This is a genomic window from Pseudoalteromonas sp. ESRF-bin5 (assembly GCF_002632075.1).
Taxonomy (GTDB): Bacteria; Pseudomonadota; Gammaproteobacteria; order Enterobacterales; family Alteromonadaceae; genus Pseudoalteromonas; species Pseudoalteromonas marina.
This window is the reverse complement of the sequence record NZ_NTLW01000068.1, coordinates 1-21,605: the sequence shown is the minus strand read 5'-3', so window position 1 is coordinate 21,605 and position 21,605 is coordinate 1. Positions and strand designations below refer to the sequence as shown.

At 39.8% G+C, this 21,605-nt stretch carries 12 protein-coding genes; 8 read left to right on the top strand and 4 right to left on the bottom strand.

From position 1 onward, the window contains the following. Nucleotides 1–444, bottom strand: a 444-nt coding sequence (locus tag BCG07_RS02740; RefSeq protein WP_286888508.1) for an SDR family NAD(P)-dependent oxidoreductase, incomplete at its 3' end; no start/stop codon positions are given. 206 nt (nt 445–650) lie between these two features. Here BCG07_RS02740 and BCG07_RS02735 point away from each other — a divergent pair. Together BCG07_RS02735 and sohB are read left to right on the top strand one after the other, a co-directional pair. Further along, nucleotides 651–3,080, top strand: coding sequence for a VolA/Pla-1 family phospholipase (locus tag BCG07_RS02735; RefSeq protein ID WP_286888506.1), 2,430 nt, complete (start codon nt 651–653; stop codon nt 3,078–3,080). Between the two features lie 102 nt (nt 3,081–3,182). Further along, a complete protein-coding gene (gene sohB / locus BCG07_RS02730) occupies nt 3,183–4,199 on the top strand; it encodes a protease SohB (RefSeq protein ID WP_286888504.1) in 1,017 nt (338 codons plus the stop codon). 76 nt (nt 4,200–4,275) lie between these two features. On the opposite strand, the gene BCG07_RS02725 is transcribed toward sohB, so the two are convergent. Beyond that, nucleotides 4,276–5,607, bottom strand: coding sequence for a dicarboxylate/amino acid:cation symporter (locus BCG07_RS02725; RefSeq protein ID WP_008131535.1), 1,332 nt, complete (start codon nt 5,605–5,607; stop codon nt 4,276–4,278). Between the two features lie 191 nt (nt 5,608–5,798). Here BCG07_RS02725 and BCG07_RS02720 point away from each other — a divergent pair, with 191 nt between their 5' ends. Together BCG07_RS02720 and topA are read left to right on the top strand one after the other, a co-directional pair. Next, nucleotides 5,799–9,149: an autotransporter outer membrane beta-barrel domain-containing protein gene (locus BCG07_RS02720; RefSeq protein ID WP_286888502.1), complete on the top strand. Its 3,351-nt coding sequence runs from the start codon at nt 5,799–5,801 to the stop codon at nt 9,147–9,149. Between the two features lie 244 nt (nt 9,150–9,393). Then, nucleotides 9,394–12,102 (top strand): type I DNA topoisomerase, encoded by a 2,709-nt coding sequence (gene topA / locus BCG07_RS02715; protein ID WP_286888500.1) that lies wholly within the window; start codon nt 9,394–9,396, stop codon nt 12,100–12,102. A gap of 171 nt (nt 12,103–12,273) precedes the next feature. Here topA and BCG07_RS02710 read toward each other — a convergent pair whose 3' ends face one another. Continuing rightward, nucleotides 12,274–12,516, bottom strand: a complete 243-nt coding sequence (locus BCG07_RS02710) for a hypothetical protein (protein ID WP_006792156.1) — start codon at nt 12,514–12,516, stop codon at nt 12,274–12,276. Nucleotides 12,517–12,744: 228 nt separating this feature from the next. On the opposite strand from BCG07_RS02710, the gene BCG07_RS02705 reads away from it, so the two are divergent. Then, entirely contained in the window at nt 12,745–13,299 is a 555-nt protein-coding gene (locus BCG07_RS02705; protein WP_010557473.1) for a TIGR00645 family protein, read from the top strand. A 68-nt stretch (nt 13,300–13,367) separates the two neighbouring features. Here BCG07_RS02705 and BCG07_RS02700 read toward each other — a convergent pair whose 3' ends face one another. Beyond that, nucleotides 13,368–14,990, bottom strand: a complete 1,623-nt coding sequence (locus BCG07_RS02700) for an alpha-glucosidase family protein (protein ID WP_286888498.1) — start codon at nt 14,988–14,990, stop codon at nt 13,368–13,370. Between the two features lie 660 nt (nt 14,991–15,650). Between BCG07_RS02700 and BCG07_RS02695 the strand changes: the two genes are divergently transcribed. From BCG07_RS02695 to BCG07_RS02685, 3 genes are all read left to right on the top strand, one after another. Further along, the gene (locus BCG07_RS02695) at nt 15,651–18,437 is read left to right on the top strand and encodes a TonB-dependent receptor (RefSeq protein ID WP_006792153.1); all 2,787 of its coding nucleotides are present in this window, start codon (nt 15,651–15,653) and stop codon (nt 18,435–18,437) included. Between the two features lie 116 nt (nt 18,438–18,553). Further along, nucleotides 18,554–20,047: a tryptophan halogenase family protein gene (locus tag BCG07_RS02690; RefSeq protein WP_138740748.1), complete on the top strand. Its 1,494-nt coding sequence runs from the start codon at nt 18,554–18,556 to the stop codon at nt 20,045–20,047. Continuing rightward, nucleotides 20,047–21,605 (top strand): alpha-amylase family glycosyl hydrolase (locus BCG07_RS02685; RefSeq protein WP_286888495.1); only part of this gene is annotated, 1,559 nt, incomplete at its 3' end. The genes BCG07_RS02690 and BCG07_RS02685, both read left to right, overlap by 1 nt.

The window sequence follows — 21,605 nt, the reverse complement described above, 5'->3', positions numbered from 1 at the left end:
AATAGAAGCATTGTCTGATTTACGCATCACGGGGAATAATGCTTTGGTGATCATTGCTTGAGCTGTCACGTTAACTTTCATGATGTTCTCAAACGTAGATGAACAAAAATGTTCTAGTGGCCCTAGAGAGCCTAATATGCCAGCATTATTTAAAAGTCCGTCTAAACGACCAAACTGATTCTCAATAGTTGCAGCAAGATCACGATAATTTTGTTTTGTTGCGCCTTTTAAATCCATTGGCACAATCGCAGGTTTTGGGTAACCTGCATTCACAATTTCATCGTATACGCATTCAAGTTTATTTGTTGTTTTACCTAATAAAATAACAGTCGCACCATGCTTTGCATAAGTAGTGGCTGCTACCCGGCCAATACCATCGCCTGCGCCAGTGATTAAAATAACTTTATCGTTTAATGCATTTTCAGCTGCTTGATAAGTGTGCATAAAAGTACCAATTGATAGATTTTTTCTGATTTTAACATAGCAATTCGACAAGTAATCGAATTTATTGAAAAATTAGGTGGCGAAAAAAGAAACTTTACGTTAAGTTTAACTGGTCTAATGTCTCATTAATAATCTGATTACATTGTTTTAACTTGATACACTGATTAAACACACTATAAAAATAAAATATGTTCGGAGTCACCAATATGAAGAAAATGCTACTTTCACTCTCGGTCACTGCTGCTTTAGCAGGTTGTGGCGGCGGAGAAACGTTAGAAGATGTTAAGAATGAAACCGCTACAGTTGTACCTATGGCCACGGTTAGCTTTGACCCGGCTAACGGTGTAATTTCTGTTCCCAATGATTTATTAATGAGCGGTACCCAAGATGGTACTTTAAATATCCCAGGTGAATTAGATGACGACAATGTATCTATCCCGCGTGCTGCATATGCTGATCCTCAGTTAGCATTAGGCGCACTGGACGGCTGGTCGTCTCAAGTTCCTTATAAAGTTGATTTGACATTTCCACCAAATGTTTCACTTGATGAAGCGTCAGCTGGAACACCTGGTAGCGTAAGAATTTTTGAAGTAATAATGGGCGCAAGCCTGACAGATGCAGAATGTTCTGTTGCTCCAGCTGGTGCAGCTTGTAAGCTTGTTGGCGAATTAACATTCGGTGTTGATTTTGTTACTCAAGCTTCAGAAAATGCTGTCGCTATTATCCCTCTTAAGCCTTTTAAAGCAGGTAGTTCGTACATCAATGTATTAACCACAGGCCTTAAAGATTCTATGGGGCGTTCTATTGCGCCGTCATCTACTTATGGCTTAGTTAAGCAAGAAGCGCCATTAATTACTGATTCTCAACTTGCATTACAAGGTGCAGTTAATAGTTACGAGAACGTAGTTGTGAGCTCTGGGGATATTTCAAAGCAAGATATTATTTTTTCTGGCGCGATGACGATTCAGTCAGCGGGTCCAGTACTTGGCACAATTAAAAACTTACTGGCTGCAAGTTTACAAAACGATGCTTTGCCTACACCAGCATTGCAAGTACCTGAACAACCTATGGTCAATGTGCAACAAGTGTTTGCATCTCAGGGTGTAACAGTATCTGCTGCGTTTTCAGGCGTTCAATATCAAAAAGGTAGCATTATGTTACCTATGTATCTTGGTACGCCAACTGGCACAGATATTAGCGATTTAAACGATACATACTGGCAAGGTATGTGTGATAACGCTGTAGCACTTCAAGGTTACAAAGCGGTTGCAGGTGATGCATTCCCAACTGATCCTATCAGTGAAAATGATGGGTTATGTTCAGCGCTTAGTGGTGGACAGTTACGTGACCTAGGTATCGATAGCACACGTCATTTAACAAAATATAACTCAATCCCTAAAGTACAAAGTATGGCTAATGTACCAGTACAGGTGACAAAGCCAATTTTACCAATCATTAACGGTGTACGTGCACAGTTACAGTTGCCAGCAATTGAGATGCCTGAAGGCGGTTGGCCTGTTGTTATGATGCAACACGGTATTACAACTAATAAAGAGAGTATGCTTGCACTAACGGCTCAACTTTCAATTCAAGGTTTTGCAACGGTTGCAATAGATCACCCTCGTCATGGTGAACGTGGTGTTGATGTAGACGGTGACGGCAACGATGACTTTAATGCAACGACCGGTTCAGTACTTAGCTACATGAATTTAAGCTCTTTATTAGTTGCACGTGATAGCTTACGCCAATCAGCAGCTGATTTATTAGGTTTACGTTTAGGCTTAAACTTTTTACAAGATGCAACTATTAACAGCCAAGATGTAACATACATAGGGCATTCATTGGGTTCTATTGTTGCTCCTGCATTTATTGCACAGGCTAATAATCCATTAGCGCCTACTGTTGACCCATTATTTAATGTAAATACAGTGGCTCTGGCAAGTGGCGGCGGTGGTATAGCTAGCTTCTTATTAGAATCAGCAGCATTTGGTCCGTTTATTCAAGGCTCTGTACTTTCTCAAGCTGGTACGACTGAAGCTGATGAATTTAATGCCTTCTTGCAAGGTGATGCTGTTTCTAACTGTGGTGCTGAGTTGCCAGATATGGAAGCATATTTAACGTGTGGTTATAACGAGTATATTACTTCTATAACAACGGCAGGCGAAACAGCTAAGCTTACTAATATCCAAGGCGTGTTTACGCAGTTTGCGTTTGCTTCTCAAACAGCATTAGATAGCGGCGATCCAACTAATTACGCAGCAGCGGTACAAGCGTTAGGTACACCTGTTTATACGAATGTTGTAGTGGGCGACGGCGGTGAAAACAAGCCAGATCAAGTTATTCCACCAATGGCAGCTAACAATCCTATTTCTGGTACAATTCCACTTGCTAACTTTATGGGATTAGAAACGGTAAGTACAACGCAAGCAATGACAGAAGCACCGGTTAGCTACTTAGTTAAATTTTCTAAGGGCCATCATGGTTCTATTTTAACACCTGCTCAAGATGCTGCTCAGTCTTCTACTGTAGAGGGGAGTGCTGCTGCAAATGCTGAAATGCAAATGCAAGTTGCTGTTTATTTAGCAACGCGCGGTCGTATGTTATTAGTAACAAACAGTGATGTTGTTACTGATTAAATATACACTCTAAAATATATCTAGTACAAAGCCACTTTAAAGTGGCTTTTTTTTGCTTAAAAGCATGATAAATTAGCGTAAATTTAAAATCGGAGAAAGCAGTTGGAATTTTTATACGAGTACGGTTTGTTTTTCGCCAAAACAGTTACCTTTGTTATTGCAATAGGAGTTATTTTAATGATGCTTGTTGGCGCTACTGTGAGGCCAAAAGCAAAAAAGGGTGAAATACAAATTGATGATGTGTCGGCTCAGTTGAGTGAGCTTAAAGAGGATTTTTTACTAAATACATTAAGTAAAAAAGAACTTAAAGCGCACGATAAAGAGCGAAAAGCGCTCGACAAAAAGTCAGATAAAGAAGGCTCAAAACCTCGCCTTTATGTTGTTGATTTTATTGGCAGCATGGATGCACATGAAGTTGAAAGTTTAAGAGAAGAAATTACGGCAATTATTTCAATTGCAGACCCTAAAAAAGATAAAGTCCTCATTCGCTTAGAAAGTGGTGGTGGGGTAGTCCATGGCTATGGGCTTGCTGCATCGCAATTGCAACGCATTAAATCGGCAGGTATACCACTGAGTGTGTCAATCGATAAGGTAGCAGCGAGTGGTGGTTACATGATGGCTTGTGTAGCTGATGAAATATTGGCAGCGCCTTTCGCAATAGTTGGCTCAATTGGTGTGATAGCACAAATTCCAAATTTTAATAAAATCTTGAAAAAGAATGATGTTGAGTTTGAACAAATTACCGCAGGAGAATTCAAACGAACCTTGACCTTGTTTGGTGAAAACACAGACAAAGCGCGTGAAAAATTTAGAGATGAAATTGAACAAACTCATGATTTATTTAAAACGTTTGTTAGTTCACAGCGCCCAAGTTTAAATATAGACCAAGTTGCAACGGGTGAACATTGGTTTGCAACGCAAGCAATAGAAAAAGGATTAGTTGACGTAATTAAAACAAGCGACGATGCATTACTTGAACAGCAAAGCGAACGTCAAATATACAAAATAAAATACAAAGTAAAAAAAGGACTAAGCGATAAATTTGCGCTTGGATTAAGTAGTGGCGTTAATAAAATAGGCATAAACTTGCTGTCTAAGTTTAAAACACTAAATCCTTAAGTACGGCATAAAGTGTTACGCATAAAAAACCCTGATAACTATCAGGGTTTTTTATAGCTTTAAAACTGCATGGCCATTAGTCAATCGACTTATGGTAATCCTCTAAATCTTTTGCAGCGTTAGGGTCGTTAAATATAGCTTCATCTAACTCACCTTCGCTTTTAGCAACCGCGCAAGTAACCATACAGTCGCCTGTAACATTTACAGCAGTACGAGTCATATCTAATAGTCTGTCTACACCAATAATTATGGCGATACCTTCTACCGGTAAACCAACTTGGTTAAGCACCATTGCTAGCATAATTAAACCAACGCCTGGTACACCCGCCGTTCCTACAGACGCAAGCGTAGCTGTTAATATTACCATTAAGTAATCGGATACCGTTAAATCTACTGCAAAAACCTGTGCAATAAATACCGTAGCAACACCTTGCATGATTGCAGTACCGTCCATGTTAATAGTTGCACCTAGCGGAATAGTAAATGATGCGACAGAATTACTAGCACCTAACTTTTTAGTTGCAGTTTCAAGTGTAATTGGCATGGTTGCACTAGAGCTTGATGTGCTAAAGGCAAATAAACACGTGTGTTTCATTTTTGCTAAGAAAGTGGCAGGGTTTAAGCCGGTTAAGAGCTTTAATAATAAGGTGTAGTTTACAAAGGCATGAAACAATAGCGCTAATACAACAACACCAAAGTATTTAGCTAAACTTACAATCAAATTAAGTTCAATCGTAGTAAATAGTTTGGCCATTAAAAAGAACACACCGTAAGGGGCAATGTTCATTAGTAACGTTACTAACTTTAAGATAACGGTGTTTAAATCTTCAAAAACGGCTGCAACACGTTTACCTGCTGAGCCACTTAATGCCATAGCAATACCAAATAGCAATGCAAATACAATCACTTGTAACATATTGCCTTTTGCCATTGCTTCAAACGGGTTGGTTGGAAACATATCAATAATAACACGAGCGAGGGTCGGAGCTTCCTTCGCATCGTAACTTGCTTGAGATGGCAAGCCTATGCCTTCACCTGGGTTAAATAATAAGGCAAGTGTCATAGCCACCGTTATAGCGATTGCAGTTGTAATCAAATACAAGCCAATCGATTTGCCACCTAATCGTCCTAATTTTTTAGGGTCGCTTAAGCTGCAGGTACCACATACCAAGGACACAAAAACAAGAGGGACAACGAGCATTTTTAGGCTAGCAATAAAAATTTGCCCACCCACATGAAAAATACCGTCAACAAAAAAGGCTTTAATTGGCAAAGAGAATAATCCAAGAGGGATTAGATAATCGTCTTGACCAGCTAAGATTGCTTGAAATATAAAACCAACTGTAACACCAAGCACCATACCAATCATGATGCGAGTAGTTAAACTTAACGTACCGATTTTTGACATACACCGAATCTACTTTTTATAAATTTGCCATAGACTACCAGTAAGAAATTATTTACTACAGAAAAAATTAGTATTTACACGAAATATTTTTGTACAAAAAAGTAATAAAAAACTGTGATTTTAGACTAAGTTATAGGTTAATATGAGGTAAACAACATATTGTTAATAATAACAACGCTAGGGAGAGGTTCATGCCTTTAATGCGACTACTCGGCATTTTATTGCTCAGTTTATTACTCACAGCCTGTGGTGGCGGTGGATCAATTGAAAAAAGCGGTACAGTTGGTGACACTGATACGGACACAGATACAACAACTTACACGTTAACGCTACAAGGGTACTCTCAAGCAGACGCAACTAAATCAAATAGCGTGACGAATACTGCGGCATTAGATTTACGTGCAACCCTAAAAGACAATGATGGCGCTGTTGTTGCTGGTAAACGCATTACCTTTACGTTGGCTGACGATATAGGGGTTTTAAACCCTGATTCAGCCCTGACACAAAACGATGGCATAGCAACAATCGAGTTAAGTGCAGGCTCTGAGGCAGGCGCTGGTGAAGTTACTGCCACCTACAATGGCGATGATGAAACGTATACAGCCACGTTTGCATTTCAATCAACAGGTGGCCAAGGTGACGACACGGGTGTGAGTGGCTCAACAACGTTAGAAGTCCAAATTGTTGACCAAAATGGTGATAAATTTACCAGTGCTAACCCAGTAACTGCGGATAACGTTGGTGTTGTTGTTGCTACACTTAAATCAGATGGTGTTGCTGTTGCGGATAAACTCATTTCTTTTAATACCAATTTTACGGGCGTTATAACGCCAGAGCTTGGCACTGCAATTACTGATGACTCAGGCGAAGCTCGCGTCACTTTGGGCAGTGGTGTTGCAACGGGTGCTGGCCAAGTTGTAGCAAGTTACGCTCCGGCAAGTGGTACGAGCGTTAGCAACACGGCTGTCTTTTACTCATCGGGTGATGGTGCAGCGCAAGATGAAGCGCAATTTTCGGTATCTATTAAACTACTAACAGGCTGTAATGCTGATTGGGATGATAACCGAAGCAATGTTAAATTAGACCCTTTATCTGCAGCATCTGGTTGTACTGTGACCAACAGTATTTCATCTTCTGAATTGGGTGAGCTATTTGTAGAAGTCACTAATGAACAAAGTGGCGAAGGCAGTAAAAACGCACTCGTAAATATTGAAACTAATTTAGGTACAATTTTACCTTCATCGGGCACTGCTTTAACTGATAACTTTGGTATTGCATTATTGAAGCTGCAACCGGGCAATACTGGTGGCGCAGGAACCGTTACAGCAACTGCTCTCGATGAAAGTGCATCTTTAAACTTTGCAGTGGGTATTGCAAATTTAACGCTTAGCGTTGATAACGGCTTGAACACCAATGATGACGGTAGTGTAATACCACTTAAAGCAGGTGGTAGTACTGTAATTGAAGTAACGCTTACAGACGAAGATGGTAATTTATACTTAACGGCTACTGACGTTGAATTTAGCTCTACCTGTGCGATTGCTGGTGAGTCAGTCATTGATGACAGCGTAAAATCGTCAAATGGTATTGCTACAGCAACTTACAGAGCAACAGGGTGTAAAATTGACGATGATGTTACTATCACTGTTGAAACAGGCGGACAAAACTTTACTGAATCAACGGTTATACCCGTGGAAAGTTCTGCAGTACAGTCTATTCAATTTGTGGATGTAAGCGAAACATTTATTGCGCTTCCACCAGGCGAAGGTGGCCTACCAACTCAATCAATCGTTACTTTTAAACTTTTAGATGCTGACAATATAGCGTCTTCACAGCAAAGAATTGACTTTAAACTAACAGATTCGGTAGGCGCTGCAAATTTAACGCTTACCAGTGGCAACACAGATAACGAAGGTTTGGTACAAACGACAGTAACGTCAGGTATTGTGCCTGGGCCTTTAGTTGTGAAAGCGTGTTATGTGTCTAAAGACGATGTTAAAGCACTTCCAGAGGGTGATGATTTAACGTGTTGGGTTGATGACTTCCAATTGTGCCAAACTGATCCTAGCAATGAAATTTGCCCAGAGGGTACATTAAACCTGATCCCACTTTCTGAGCAAATTAGTTCTGTTTCTGCTCAGCTTACACTTGCCTCGGGTGTAACTGACCAAAACAGCTTTGATTTAAGCCCAACAACATTTAACACTAACTCGCTTTACTACAACGGTATCATAACCGATTTAACTGTATTTTTTGGTGACCAGTTTAATAATTACAACGGTGACGGTGTTGAAGCCACAGTGCTTTCAGAAGCCGGTGTGGTTGGTTCTTCAAGCAACGAAGAAACATGTAAAACAACCGATGCAACCTGTGTTGTTACATGGCGCTCTCAAGGTGACCGCCCATTTGAAGATTACAAATGGGGTAACAGAATAGGCGATATTGACGGTAATGCGTCCACAACTGAGGGTATAAACCCTAAAACAGGCCAAATTAACTGTGACCCTTATTTCGGCGCAGCTGCACCGTGTATTAATGGTATTATCCGCGCTAAAAATGACGAAAATGGCGTAGTAATGGGCGGGCGCGTAAGTGTGCTTGCAGTTACTAAAGGTCAAGAGAATTTTGTTGATGAGCAATCAACTGATGATATAAAGCGTACGAATGGTTTATTTGATATTGGCGAGTACTACGCTAGCTACGACTTACCTGAAGCCTTTATTGATCACAACGAAAATATCAGCTTTGATAAAGCGGATTGTAGTGATGCACGCGGCGATGATTACGACCCTGTATCAGATGCGTGTTCAGAGTTAAACTCACGTGGTGGTCATAACGAAACGTGGCGTGACTTAGACAACGATGGTATCTACGATGCCGCTGACGGCCTCTACAATGGATTATTATGTAGTGAAGCTGCAAATGCTGCAGGCGAATGTTCACGTGAGTTGGTTGAGGTTCGTAAAAACATTGAGTTAGTTATGTCAGGCGATGAACCATATGTACGTTTCTCTGTGGTTAAAACGGATGCATTACCAGCACCATTTGAAGTATTTGTTCCTGCGGATTGTTCAAGCTCAGTATCTGGTAACAGAATTTTTGTAGAGTTAGAAGAGTCCGATGTAACTGAGCGTTGTGATGTTGCTGCAATAGACCTTTCTGTCAACAATGTTGAAATCGATAACCCAGATTTCGATCCTAATGACCCTGACGAAACAGACCCTGAAACACTTACCGTGGACATTGGTTTAACATCAATGGCTGTTCGTATTCACTACACAGATGAATTTGGTAATCCACTACCTGCAAATACAGTAGTGTCTTTAACAACGAGCAATGGCGATCTGTCAATTATTAGTCACAGTGAAACAATTCCTAATACCAACACAGATAAACCGATGTACTCGGATGTATTAATTTCACGAGAGACTGATGGTAACGACCAAACAAGTGGGGTTTTAAGTATTACTTTTGAATTTGAAAACCAACTAGGGGCCAGTAAAACGGTCTCGACAGGCATCACAATTTTCGATGATGTTTAAGTTATAGTAAAAAATGCCAACCTTTAGGTTGGCATTTTTCTTTGTGTTCTATATATTCCACAGCAATTATTCTAAAAACACCAGTTTGTCTAAATTAGCAACAAAAATTGTTCGTTTATTCAGTAAATACTGAAAAGTTTGTATTAAAAGCTTGTAACAACTAGTGTTTGTAGATATACCTATAAATATTCGCACCGCTAATGCGGTAAACACATTTTCAATATTTGGTTAGAAATAGGCAACTATGGGCAAATCGCTAGTAATTGTAGAGTCACCTGCTAAGGCTAAAACAATTAATAAATACTTAGGTAATGACTTTATCGTAAAGTCCAGTATTGGACATGTACGAGACTTACCTACCTCAGGTTCGAGCAAAGCAAAAGTGCCGGCAACTAAAACGCCAGCAGAAGTGCGTAAAATGCCACCGGATGAGAAAGCAGCTTATAAACAGCAACGAGATTACACAAACTTGGTTGCACGTATGGGGATTGATCCTGAAAAAGGCTGGCAGCCTCATTACGAAATCCTACCGGGTAAAGAAAAGGTTGTTCAAGAATTACAAAAGCTGGCCGAAAAAGCAGACCAAATATACCTCGCAACGGATTTGGATAGAGAAGGGGAAGCAATTGCTTGGCACCTTCAAGAAATCATCGGTGGTGAACCAGAAAAATACAAACGCGTTGTTTTTAACGAAATTACTAAAAATGCCATTCAGCAAGCGTTTGAAACACCGTGTGAGCTAAATACTGACATGGTATTTGCTCAGCAAACTCGTCGCTTTTTAGACCGTGTTGTGGGCTTTATGGTATCGCCGCTTCTGTGGGCAAAAGTAGCGCGTGGTTTATCTGCAGGGCGAGTACAGTCAGTTGCAGTGCGATTACTTGTAGAGCGTGAGCGTGAAATAAAAGCGTTTATTCCAGAAGAGTTCTGGGATATTCATGCAGATGTTAAAAATAGCGAGTCTGACCTGCGTTTAGAAGTCACTAAACAAGCAGACAAGCCATTTAAACCTGTAAATGAAGCACAGATCAAAGAGGCGGTAAAAAGCCTTGAGAGTGCCGAATATAAAGTTGTTAATGTTGAAGAAAAACCGAGTAAAAGTCGCCCAAGTGCACCTTTAATCACATCAACAATGCAGCAAGCTGCCAGTACACGTTTAGGTTATGGTGTTAAAAAGACCATGATGCTAGCGCAGCGATTGTACGAAGGTGGTTATATTACTTATATGCGTACTGATTCAACAAACTTATCGAAAGATGCTGTTGAGATGTGTCGTGAATACGTTACAGAGCAGTTTGGCTCAAAATATCTGCCAAAAGAACCAATTAACTACAGCTCTAAAGGTAATGCACAGGAGGCACACGAAGCGATTCGTCCTTCTAGCGTTACTGTGCTGTCTGGACACCTTGAAGGTGTAGATGCCGATGCTAAAAAGCTTTACGAATTAATATGGCGTCAATTTGTAGCGTGCCAAATGGTACCTGCAGAGTACGATTTAACAACCTTAACTGTTGCGGCTAACGATTTTCAGCTTAAGGCAAAAGGGCGTGTGCTTCGTTTTGATGGTTGGACCAAAGTGCAACCAGCTGTTCGTAAGAAGAACGAAGAAGATCAATCACTCCCAGCTGTTGCAGTGGGCGAAACACTAACACTTGTTGAACTTGATCCTAAACAGCACTTCACTAAGCCACCTGCGCGCTTTAGTGAGGCAAGTTTGGTAAAAGAGTTAGAAAAACGAGGAATAGGTCGTCCATCTACTTATGCTTCTATCATTTCTACAATTCAAGACCGTGGCTATGTGCGGGTAGAAAACCGTCGTTTCTTTGCTGAAAAAATGGGTGAAATTGTAACCGATCGTCTGGTTGAAAACTTTACCGATTTGATGAACTTTGATTTCACAGCAAAAATGGAAGGCCGTTTAGATGATATAGCAGAAGGTGAACGTGTATGGACGCAAGTACTGGATAAGTTTTACGCTGATTTTTCAACACAATTAACCATTGCAAAAGACGAACCAGAACAAGGTGGTATGCGTCTTAATGAAATGGTTGAAACTGATATAGAGTGCCCTACCTGTAGCCGTAAAATGGGTATCCGCACGGCATCAACGGGTGTTTTCTTAGGGTGTACAGGTTATAACTTACCGCCTAAAGAACGTTGTACTACTACTATGAATTTAGTGTCGGGCGATGAAGCGGTTGCCGCTGATGTTGAAGACGAAGAAACAGAAAAATTAATGCAAATGAAGCGCTGTCCCGTTTGTGAAACAGCGATGGATTCGTATTTAATCGATGAGACCCGCAAGTTACATGTATGTGGTAACAACCCAGCGTGTAAAGGGCATATTGTTGAGCAAGGCACGTTTAAGATTAAAGGCTACGACGGTCCAATTATTGAGTGTGATAAATGCGGCTCAGACATGGAACTTAAATCTGGACGTTTTGGTAAGTACTTTGGCTGTAATAACGAAGAGTGTAAAAATACACGTAAGTTACTAAAGAATGGTGAAGCTGCTCCGCCTAAAGAAGATCCAGTTCATATTCCTGAATTAGAATGTGAAAAATCAGAAGCCTATTTTGTATTACGTGATGGTGCTGCAGGTATATTTTTAGCTGCAAATACATTCCCTAAATCGCGTGAAACTCGAGCTCCTAAGGTTGAAGAGTTAAAACGATTTAGAGATCGTATATCCCCTAAATTTTACTATTTAGCGGACGCACCAGGTCAAGACCCAGATGGTAATCTTGCTGTTGTGCGCTACAGTCGTAAAAACAAAGCGCAGTATGTTATGACTGAGATAGACGGCAAAGCAACTGGTTGGACTGCTCATTATGAAGCAGGTAAGTGGGTAGAAGAAGCCAAGAAAAAAGCTGCACCTAAAAAGAAAGCAGCTGCTAAAAAAGCCCCTGCTAAAGCAAAACCTAAAGCAAAAGCAAAAAAAGATGAAGAGTAACTAAAGCGCGTTTTTAAAACTTTATAGTTACAAAAAACCGGAATGCACAGCATGTGTCTATTCCGGTTTTTTTATGCTTGGTAATTGTGCTCGCAACGGCTTTTTGGCTGTTCAATTAGCTAAGCATAGCTAGTCTTAAATGTAGGCTTAAAGTATACCCTTTAGTCAGGGTTAGATCTTTACAGAAGTTACTTTTTGATAGCCTTCTGATTCAAGCTCATCATTTACGCAATTTAAAACATACGCGTAAAGGTCTTCATTCATTACATCGTCGTCTTTAGCCCAGTTAACACACATCTCAGTGTACTCTTTTACCATTTGTGCTGATGCTACTGGTGTGTCGTCTGCTACTGAGTATGTTGCATATACTGCAAATAGTGACGCTGTAAGTGATGCAAGTAATGCTTTTTTCATTCGTTTATTCCTAAAAAATGGTTTTATAGCGGTGATTGTTGCTATTAAACAAACATGTCCAAGCAGAACGCTTCTGTTGGTATGCTGAATTTAATCGAATTTTAAATAAAAGATAACGAAATATATTTATCGTAAAGATAAGTTTATTTATGAGCCGTTTTTTTATAATTATTTGTATAAGCTTAATTAATACGTTAATGTCGCCTTTTTTAATTCATAGAATAATAAATGACACCTAACACTCCCGTTACACCCAAAAAAAACATTCAATCAACCAATAAAATAGAGCATGCATTGGAGTCGTTTATTTTTAAAGGACGTTGGTTGTTAGCGCCTTTTTTTGTAGGCCTTTTGTTTGCAGTTATTTTGTTATTAATAAAGTTTTTTAAACAACTTTATTTAATGGGGATCGCTACTTTTACCGCATCAAGCCAAGATTTACTAGTAGGCATATTGACGCTGGTTGATACAGCGTTACTTGCTGGCTTATTGTTGATTATTATATTTAGTGGATACGAAAACTTTGTGTCTAAACTAGGTATAGATAATCATGAAGATAAGCCATCTTGGATGGGTAAAGTGGGGTTTTCAGGGCTGAAAATGAAGCTTATCAGCGCAATCGTTGCAATATCGGCTGTTGAACTATTAAAAGTGTTTATAAATTCAGAGGCGCATTCAAACGACGAGCTATTATGGAAAGTAATAATCCACGTTACTTTTGTGATGTCTGGAGTGTTGTTTGCATTTACCGATTACCTCAATAGTAAAACCCATAACCATTAAATTTACCTACAAAAAAAGCCCATGTTATTACATGGGCTTTTTTGTAACTAATTAGCGGTTAGCATCAATTAGCACTTTGCGTAATAGCATGCAAACGGCGCTAATAGTAATTGATCGTTCGTTACATGGCCTTTGTGGTGGCTAAGCTCACTAAACTCTGTTAATACTTCAGTTGGCATTGATAGCGATGCTTCAGCGCCACTTAAATTAAAAACACACAACATTTTTTCATTTTCGAATGTTCTGTAAAAAGCAAGTACAGGCTCATGTGTGTTAATAAATTCAATATCGCCTTCAAGTAGCACGGTTTTTGTTTTTCGCCACGCCATAAATTCACGATAAGCATTTAAAATAGAATCATGATCATGTGTTTGCTGTTTTACAGATTGCTGCTTATGCTGCTCGTCTACAGGAAGCCATGGCTTAGTGCCACTAAAGCCTGCATGGTGTAAATCGGCATTATCCCATGGCATCGGCGTTCTACAGCCATCACGGCCTTTAAAGTTTGGCCAAAAGGTTATTCCATACGGATCTTGTAAATCCTCAAAGGCTACGTTTGCTTCCCCTAGGCCTAATTCTTCACCCTGGTACATACATACGCTACCGCGCAAGGATGCGAGTAGGGCGGTGAGCATTTTACATTGCTGTGAATTAACTTCGCCATTTTGACTCCAACGGCTTGCTACACGTTCAACGTCGTGGTTGCTAAACGCCCAACAAGGCCAACCTTCTGTCATTCCTTTTTCAAGGGTTTGCACGGTTGTTCTTATATACTCACTTGAATAATCGTTAGTCAAAAGCTCAAAGCTATAACCCATATGCAGCTTATCACCGCCTTGTGTGTACTCTGCCATAGTGGCTAAAGAGTCTTCTGACGAAATTTCACCTAGTGATACAGTGCCTGGGTATTTATTAAGTAACGCACGAATATCTTGCATAAACTCAATATTTTCAGGTTGGGTATTATTGTAGTAGTGGTATTGAAATGCGTAAGGGTTGTCTTCACTGAAACCACGGCCTTGGCGTTTTTCTTTTGGTTTTGCAGGGTTATCACGAAGCTGCGCATCATGATAACAAAAGTTAATGGCATCGAGTCTAAAACCATCAACGCCTTTTTTAAGCCAAAACTCAACGTTATCTAGCACTGCTTTTCTAACATCTGGGTTATGAAAATTTAAATCGGGTTGTTCAGTTAAAAAGTTATGAAGGTAGTATTGCCCTCTGCGTGGTTCCCATTGCCATGCACCGCCGCCAAAAATTGATAACCAGTTATTTGGTGCAGTGCCGTCTTCTTTAGAGTCAGCCCATACATACCAATCTGCTTTGTCGTTATTTTGATTTTCACGGCTGTCTAAAAACCATTGATGTTGATCTGACGTGTGGCTTAACACCTGGTCGATAATAATTTTAATATCGCGGTCGTGTGCTTGATCAATAAGCTCGTCGAAGTCGTTTAAATTGCCAAATAAAGGGTCAATATCACGGTAGTCACTAATATCGTAACCAAAATCTTTCATAGGAGATTTAAAAAATGGCGAAATCCAAATAGCATCAACACCTAAGCTCTTAATATAATCAATACGATTAATTATTCCTCTTAAATCACCAATACCGTCGTTGTTGCTATCTTGAAAGCTACGCGGGTAAACTTGATAAATAACCGCACCTTTATACCACTGCTTTTGGGCCATGCTTTTCTCCGTCATTCCAAACAGTTTTTTAAATTCTTATATGTGATTATGGTAAATCACGTTATTTGCAAAAAGCATACGTGAAGGCCGAGATACTGTAAAAAGACTGCATACGTATGCACAAAAATAAGCACGATTGAGTGACTTCAAAAAGCGTTTATTTAGTTTTTAGAAAGCGTTGCCATTAAATTGAATCTGTTTACCAATTGCATGTAATTAAAAAGTAATGGGGCATAGCACCTCGCAAGTGCATATTTTTACTGGATTGCACTATAATAGTGATTGCGTGTAATGGTCTTACCAATTTCACATTGATATTTATTAGTTAAATTTAGCCAATAATGCATAGATCTAATTTATTTCTTATTAATTACAAGCTGTTAAAGCAGGTTTAAATCATTAGGCTATTTTGCATAATTGTAATATTCGGATAAAATTCGTTGCACCAATAAATATTATTTAAAACAGTGTGTTACTAAGTCCCATGTGAAGTTTATGTTAATTTATGTTGATTTTATAAGGCTTGAATACGTATGCATAAACTTGTTAATAAAATAAACCAAGCGTTAATATCCATCCTGACAACAAAATAAGCTCGCCTCGGTTTACTATCACTAAACAATTGAGCGGGTATCACAATATGGGTAACGGGAAAACATCATGTCTATGTTCAAACCAAGTATATTAACTCTGGCGTTAGCTGCTGCTGGCATCACTAGTTTTGCAGCAACTGCAGCGGAAGAAAAACAATTAAAAAATGATGACGTAGAAGTTATCGAAGTTAAAGGTTTTCGTGGCAGTATTGTAGAATCAATCAACACTAAACGTTTTTCACCAGAAGTCGTTGAATCTATCTCTGCAGAAGATATCGGTAAGTTACCTGATTCGTCGATTGCTGAGTCTATCGCTCGTCTACCTGGCTTAACAGCACAGCGCTTAGATGGCCGTGCAAGCCGAGTTAGTGTACGTGGCTTTAGCGAAAACGAAAGTGCCACTACATTTAATGGTCGTGAGCAAGTATCAATTGGTGATAACCGTGGCGTTGAGTTCGACCTTTACCCATCTGAAATAATGAGCGGCGTAACTGTTTATAAAACACCAAGTGCGAGTATCGAAGCTGAAGGCATTGCCGGTGTTATCGACATGCAAACCGTTAAACCTTTAAGTAAAGGTGAACGTGTAATCATGTTTAATGGTCAACTTGAGCAAACTGGTTTTGGTAAGCTAAATCCAGACGGTGATGATCAAGGTTACCGCGGTACGGTTTCATACATTGACCAATTTGCAGATGACACCATTGGTGTTGCGTTTGCTCTAAACACAATGAGTTCACCAAACCAAGAAAAGCGTTGGAACTCATGGGGTTACCCAGAGTTTACTACTGAAGATGGTCAATCATATTCTATTTTAGGTGGTGCTAAACCATACGTACGTTCTTCAACGCTTGAGCGTGACTCAGCAATGCTTGTATTAGAAGCTGCACCGACTGATAAATTGAATATGACGTTTGATGCGCTTTATATCGACTTTTCAGATGAACAAATTTTACGCGGTATCGAAATTCCATTTGCATGGGGTCAAGGTTCAATTAGCTCAGATTCAACAACAGTTGATGCTGAAACTGGATTTATCACAAGTGCTGTGACTGAAGGTCAGCGTGTTGTTGTTCGTAACGATCATCAAGAACGAAAAGCTGAATTAACGCAGTTTGGTTTTAATGCAAAATACGATATTAACGACAGTTGGAGCACAGAGTTTGATATTAGCCGCTCTGAGGTTGAACGTCAGCTATGGAGCATTGAAAGTTATTCAGGCACAGGTCGAGGTGATGCTAATGGTGTTGCTGACAACATTGGTTATATGCTTGATGGTGGTAATACAGGTGCACAATTTTCTCATGAGCTAGATTACAGTGACTATAACCTAATTCAATTAGGTGGCCCGTTATCGTGGGGTGGAAGTAAAGCCCTTAATGACAAATATGGTTTAACTGACACACCATTTCAAAATACAGCACAAGATGGTTTCATCAATGCGCCAGAAGTGAATGATGAACTAACCACGTTAAAACTTGCTGCAACTAAAATTCTAGACAACGAATACGTTAATGCTGTTAAATTTGGTATGTCTTATCGTGACCGTGAAAAATCAAAGTTATCTGAAGGTTATTTTTTAACACTTAAAGATTTTTCTCTATCTAACCCAGGTATGGTTTCGGTTCCAGAGCAGTACCGTTTAGGTTCAGCTAGCTTAGACTTCATTGGTATGGGCGATATGATTGCCTACGATACTCGTGCCCTAATAAACGATGGTTACTATGATTTACTTCAAGAAAGCCTTACAGACCAAAAGCATAAAACACAGTCGTGGACAGTCCAAGAAAAAGTAACTGCCTTCTTTGTTCAAGCCGATATTAACGCAGAAATTGGATCAATTCCGGTAACAGGTAATGTGGGCGTTCGCTATGTTAAAACTGAACAGTCTTCACAGGGTTCAGCTGCTAACACAGTAGACGGTCTTGTAGTTGTTACACCAACAGACGTAAGTCATGACTATAGCCACGTTTTACCAAGCATTAACTTGTCGTTTGCAATCGACGAAGAACAAACGTTACGTTTTGGTGCGGCTAAAACTATTTCACGCGCATTGTTAAATGATATGAATGCGTCAATCAATGCATCATACGGTCAACAACCAGATGATAATGGCAACTTTTGGAGTATTTCAGGTGGTAACCCTAAACTAGAGCCAAAAGAAGCGACAGGCTTTGATATCAGCTACGAAAATTACTTTAATGCAGAAGGTTACTTCTCTGCTGCGGTTTTCTATAAAGATATCAACCAGTGGATATTTGATGGTACATACGCAGTCGATATGTCTGGCGTAGCTAATCCTGCAACGGGTGAAATACCAGCAACTTCTTCAGGTACTGGTAATGGTAAAGTAAATGGCGGCGGCGGTGACCTATGGGGTTACGAGCTTTCTCTTGCGCTACCGTTTAACGTATTTCATTCTTCACTTGATGGCTTTGGTTTAATTGCAAGCCATACGGGAATTGAACAAGACGTTGAAGATCAAAATGGGAATGAGTATGAACTTGTTGGCCTATCTGACCAAATTGATAGCTTGACTGTTTACTACGAGCGTAATGGCTTCCAAGCGCGTACAAGTATGCGTAAACGTAGTGACTTTAAAGGTAATGTAAATGGATTAGGCCTTGCTGCAACTCAAGTTGACATTAAAGGTGAAACAATTTGGGATGCACAATTGGGCTTTGATTTTGGCGAAGCAGGTGTTGATAGCTTAGATGGCTTAAATGTAACCTTCCAAGTACAAAATATTACTGAAGAACCGTTTACCACTTTAAGTGGCGATAACGCGCTACAAGTACGTGACTACCAAGATTATGGTCGTACGTTCTTATTGGGCTTTAGTTACAAGCTATAATAAACGTTGTGTAGTAGAAGCCCTTGTAATTTATTTTACAAGGGCTTTTTTATAGCTACTTTATCTAAATTTTATCAAACTTAAAAAAGCGTTGACTTGTAAAGGTGGGCAATACTATGAAACCAATAAAAAACGTTGTTATTGCGGGTGGTGGGACCGCTGGTTGGATAGCCGCAGCGCTACTTAATAAAGTGTTAGGTAAAGTAATTAACATCACCCTTATAGAATCCAGCAGTATTGGTACTATTGGCGTTGGTGAAGCGACCATTCCGCCTATTATTCAGCTCAACAATGCGTTAGGTATTAATGAACAAGATTTTATAAATGCTACTAATGCCTCTATAAAGCTTGGCATTGAGTTCGAAAACTGGAAAACACCATCACATAGTTACATGCATGCGTTTGGCTCGTTTGGTAAAGACTTTCCGTTTTGTGACTTTTATAACTTTTGGGTAAAAGGGCAAATTAGTGGTAGTGAGGATTCTTTATGGGATTTTTCACTTAATTACCAAGCAGCTAAAAAGCACAAGTTTGCACCACTAAGCGCTATTCCTAATACACAGCTACCTGGGATAAGTTACGCTTTTCATTTTGATGCGACCTTATATGCTGAGTACCTTAAAAAACTGGCATTATCACGCGGTGTAAAACACATCGATGCAAAAATAGAGCGTGTTACTCAGTGCCCAAATACAGGCCAAATTAACAGTCTAACGCTTGATAATAATAGCCAAATAGAGGGGGATTTATTTATAGATTGTACGGGGCAACGTGCACTTTTAATTGAGCAAACGCTTAATACAGGGTTTGTTGATTGGTCGCATTATTTACCATGCGATAGCGCCGTAGCAGTGCAATCAACAGGAAGTGACGAATTAAGGCCTTATACGCGTTCTATTGCACATAACGCAGGCTGGCAGTGGCAAATACCGTTGCAAAATAGAACAGGAAACGGGCTTGTTTACTGCAGTCGATATTTATCTGACGAGGGCGCGACTGCACTTTTACTTAATAACTTACCGGGTGAACCTACAACAGATCCTCGCTTAATAAAATTTAAAACTGGGCGACGCTTAAAGCAATGGCATAAAAATGTGGTAGCAGTGGGGCTTTCAAGTGGGTTTTTAGAGCCGCTTGAGTCTACCAGTATTCATTTAATTCAAAGTGCGGTTATACGTTTAATTAAGTTATTTCCTCATAATGGCATTAGTGATGCGCTTGTTACTGAATTTAATAAGCAAAGTGTTACTGAAATAGAACATATTCGCGACTTCATTATTTTGCATTACAAATTAACCGAACGAGAAGACTCGCCATTTTGGCGCCAATGTAAGCAAATGGATATACCTCAATCGTTAGCTCATAAAATAGATTTATTTAGGCAAACAGGCAAGGTAGTGCGCGAAAACGACGAGCTATTTGCAGAAGTGGCTTGGCAGCAGGTGTGTATTGGACAAGGTCTTATTCCCGAGGATTATAACAACATCGTTGACTCACTCAGTAGTGAACAACTAAACGATTTATTCTCAACACTAAAAACGCTTATTACCTCAACGGTAGATCAATTACCCACTCATAAAGATTTTTTAGCAAAAATTAAAAAGGCCTGATGATGCAACTTTTAAAAAAGCTTTTACTTGTTAGTGCCTGTACTTTACCAACCATTAGCTACGCACTTGACGTTGAGCCAGCTAATTGGTGGGTTGGCATGAACAAAAACACGATTACCATCATGGTTCATGAGCAAAACATTGCAAACGAGCAAATTAAATTAGCTAAGTACAGCGGCGTTAAGTTAAATAAAGTAACCCGTACCGATAATCCAAATTATGTATTTTTAAATATTACCATTACCGACGCCGCTAAAGCCGGAACGCTTAAGTTTAATAGCAGCGAAACGAGCAATAACTTTGAGTTTCCAATTCTTGAGCGAGATAAAAACAGCGCTCAGCGTAAAGGGTTTACATCAGCTGATACGCTTTATTTAATTAACCCCGATCGATTTGCTAATGGTGATAAAGAAAACGATACCGTCCCAAGCATGTTAGAAGCAGCAAGCCCGAGTATAAAAGGTGGACGCCACGGTGGTGATATTCAAGGCGTTATAAACGCGCTTCCCTATTTAAACGACTTAGGCGTAACACAGCTTTGGCTGACGCCTGTGCTTGAAAACAATATGCCTAATTATTCTTATCATGGATATGCAATTACAGACTTTTATAAGGTTGACCCACGAATGGGCTCAAACCAGTTATACAAAGCGTTATCTGTAAAAGCAAAAGAGCAGGGTATAGGCCTTGTAATGGATATGGTTCTTAACCATTTTGGCTCTGAGCATACTTGGGTTAAAGATAAGCCAACTAAAGATTGGATTAACTTTAATGGTGAGTTTAATAAAGGCAAGAATGCCACCAGCCATGCGCGCCAAACCATACAAGACCCACACGCCAGTGAATACGACAAGCGCCAGTTTAACGATGGCTGGTTTGTAGAAACCATGCCTGATTTAAATCAGCGCCAACCACTGTTAAGTGAATACTTAATTCAAAATGCGATTTGGTGGATAGAATACGCCGATTTGAGCGGCATACGCGTTGATACCTACTCTTACTCAGATAAAGCATTTTTGAGTGATTGGACAAAAGCCATAATGCAAGAGTATCCAGACTTTAATATTGTTGGAGAAGAGTGGACGTCTAACCCTGCTATTGCTTCTTACTGGCAACGTGGCAAGCATAACCAAGATGGCTATACATCAAGCTTACCAAGCGTGATGGACTTTTCGTTGCAAGAGTCGGTAATTCAAGCGCTAAATGAAGATGAAAGCTGGAACACGGGTTGGGTTAAAGTATATGAATCGTTAGCTAATGACTTTTTATACCCTGATACAAATAACATTATGGTGTTTGCCGATAACCACGATATGAGCCGTGTTTACACTGAGCTTGGCCAAGATTTAGCCAAAACAAAAATGGCGATGACCTTGTTTTTAACCACACGTGGCATACCGCAAATGTATTACGGTACGGAAGTACTATTAGATAACACCCCAAGTAAAGACCATGGCGATATTAGAATTGATTTTCCTGGAGGGTTTGATGGGCAAACACGTAACGCCTTTACCAAAGAGGGCTTAACAAAACAGCAAAAAGAGATGCATAACACCAT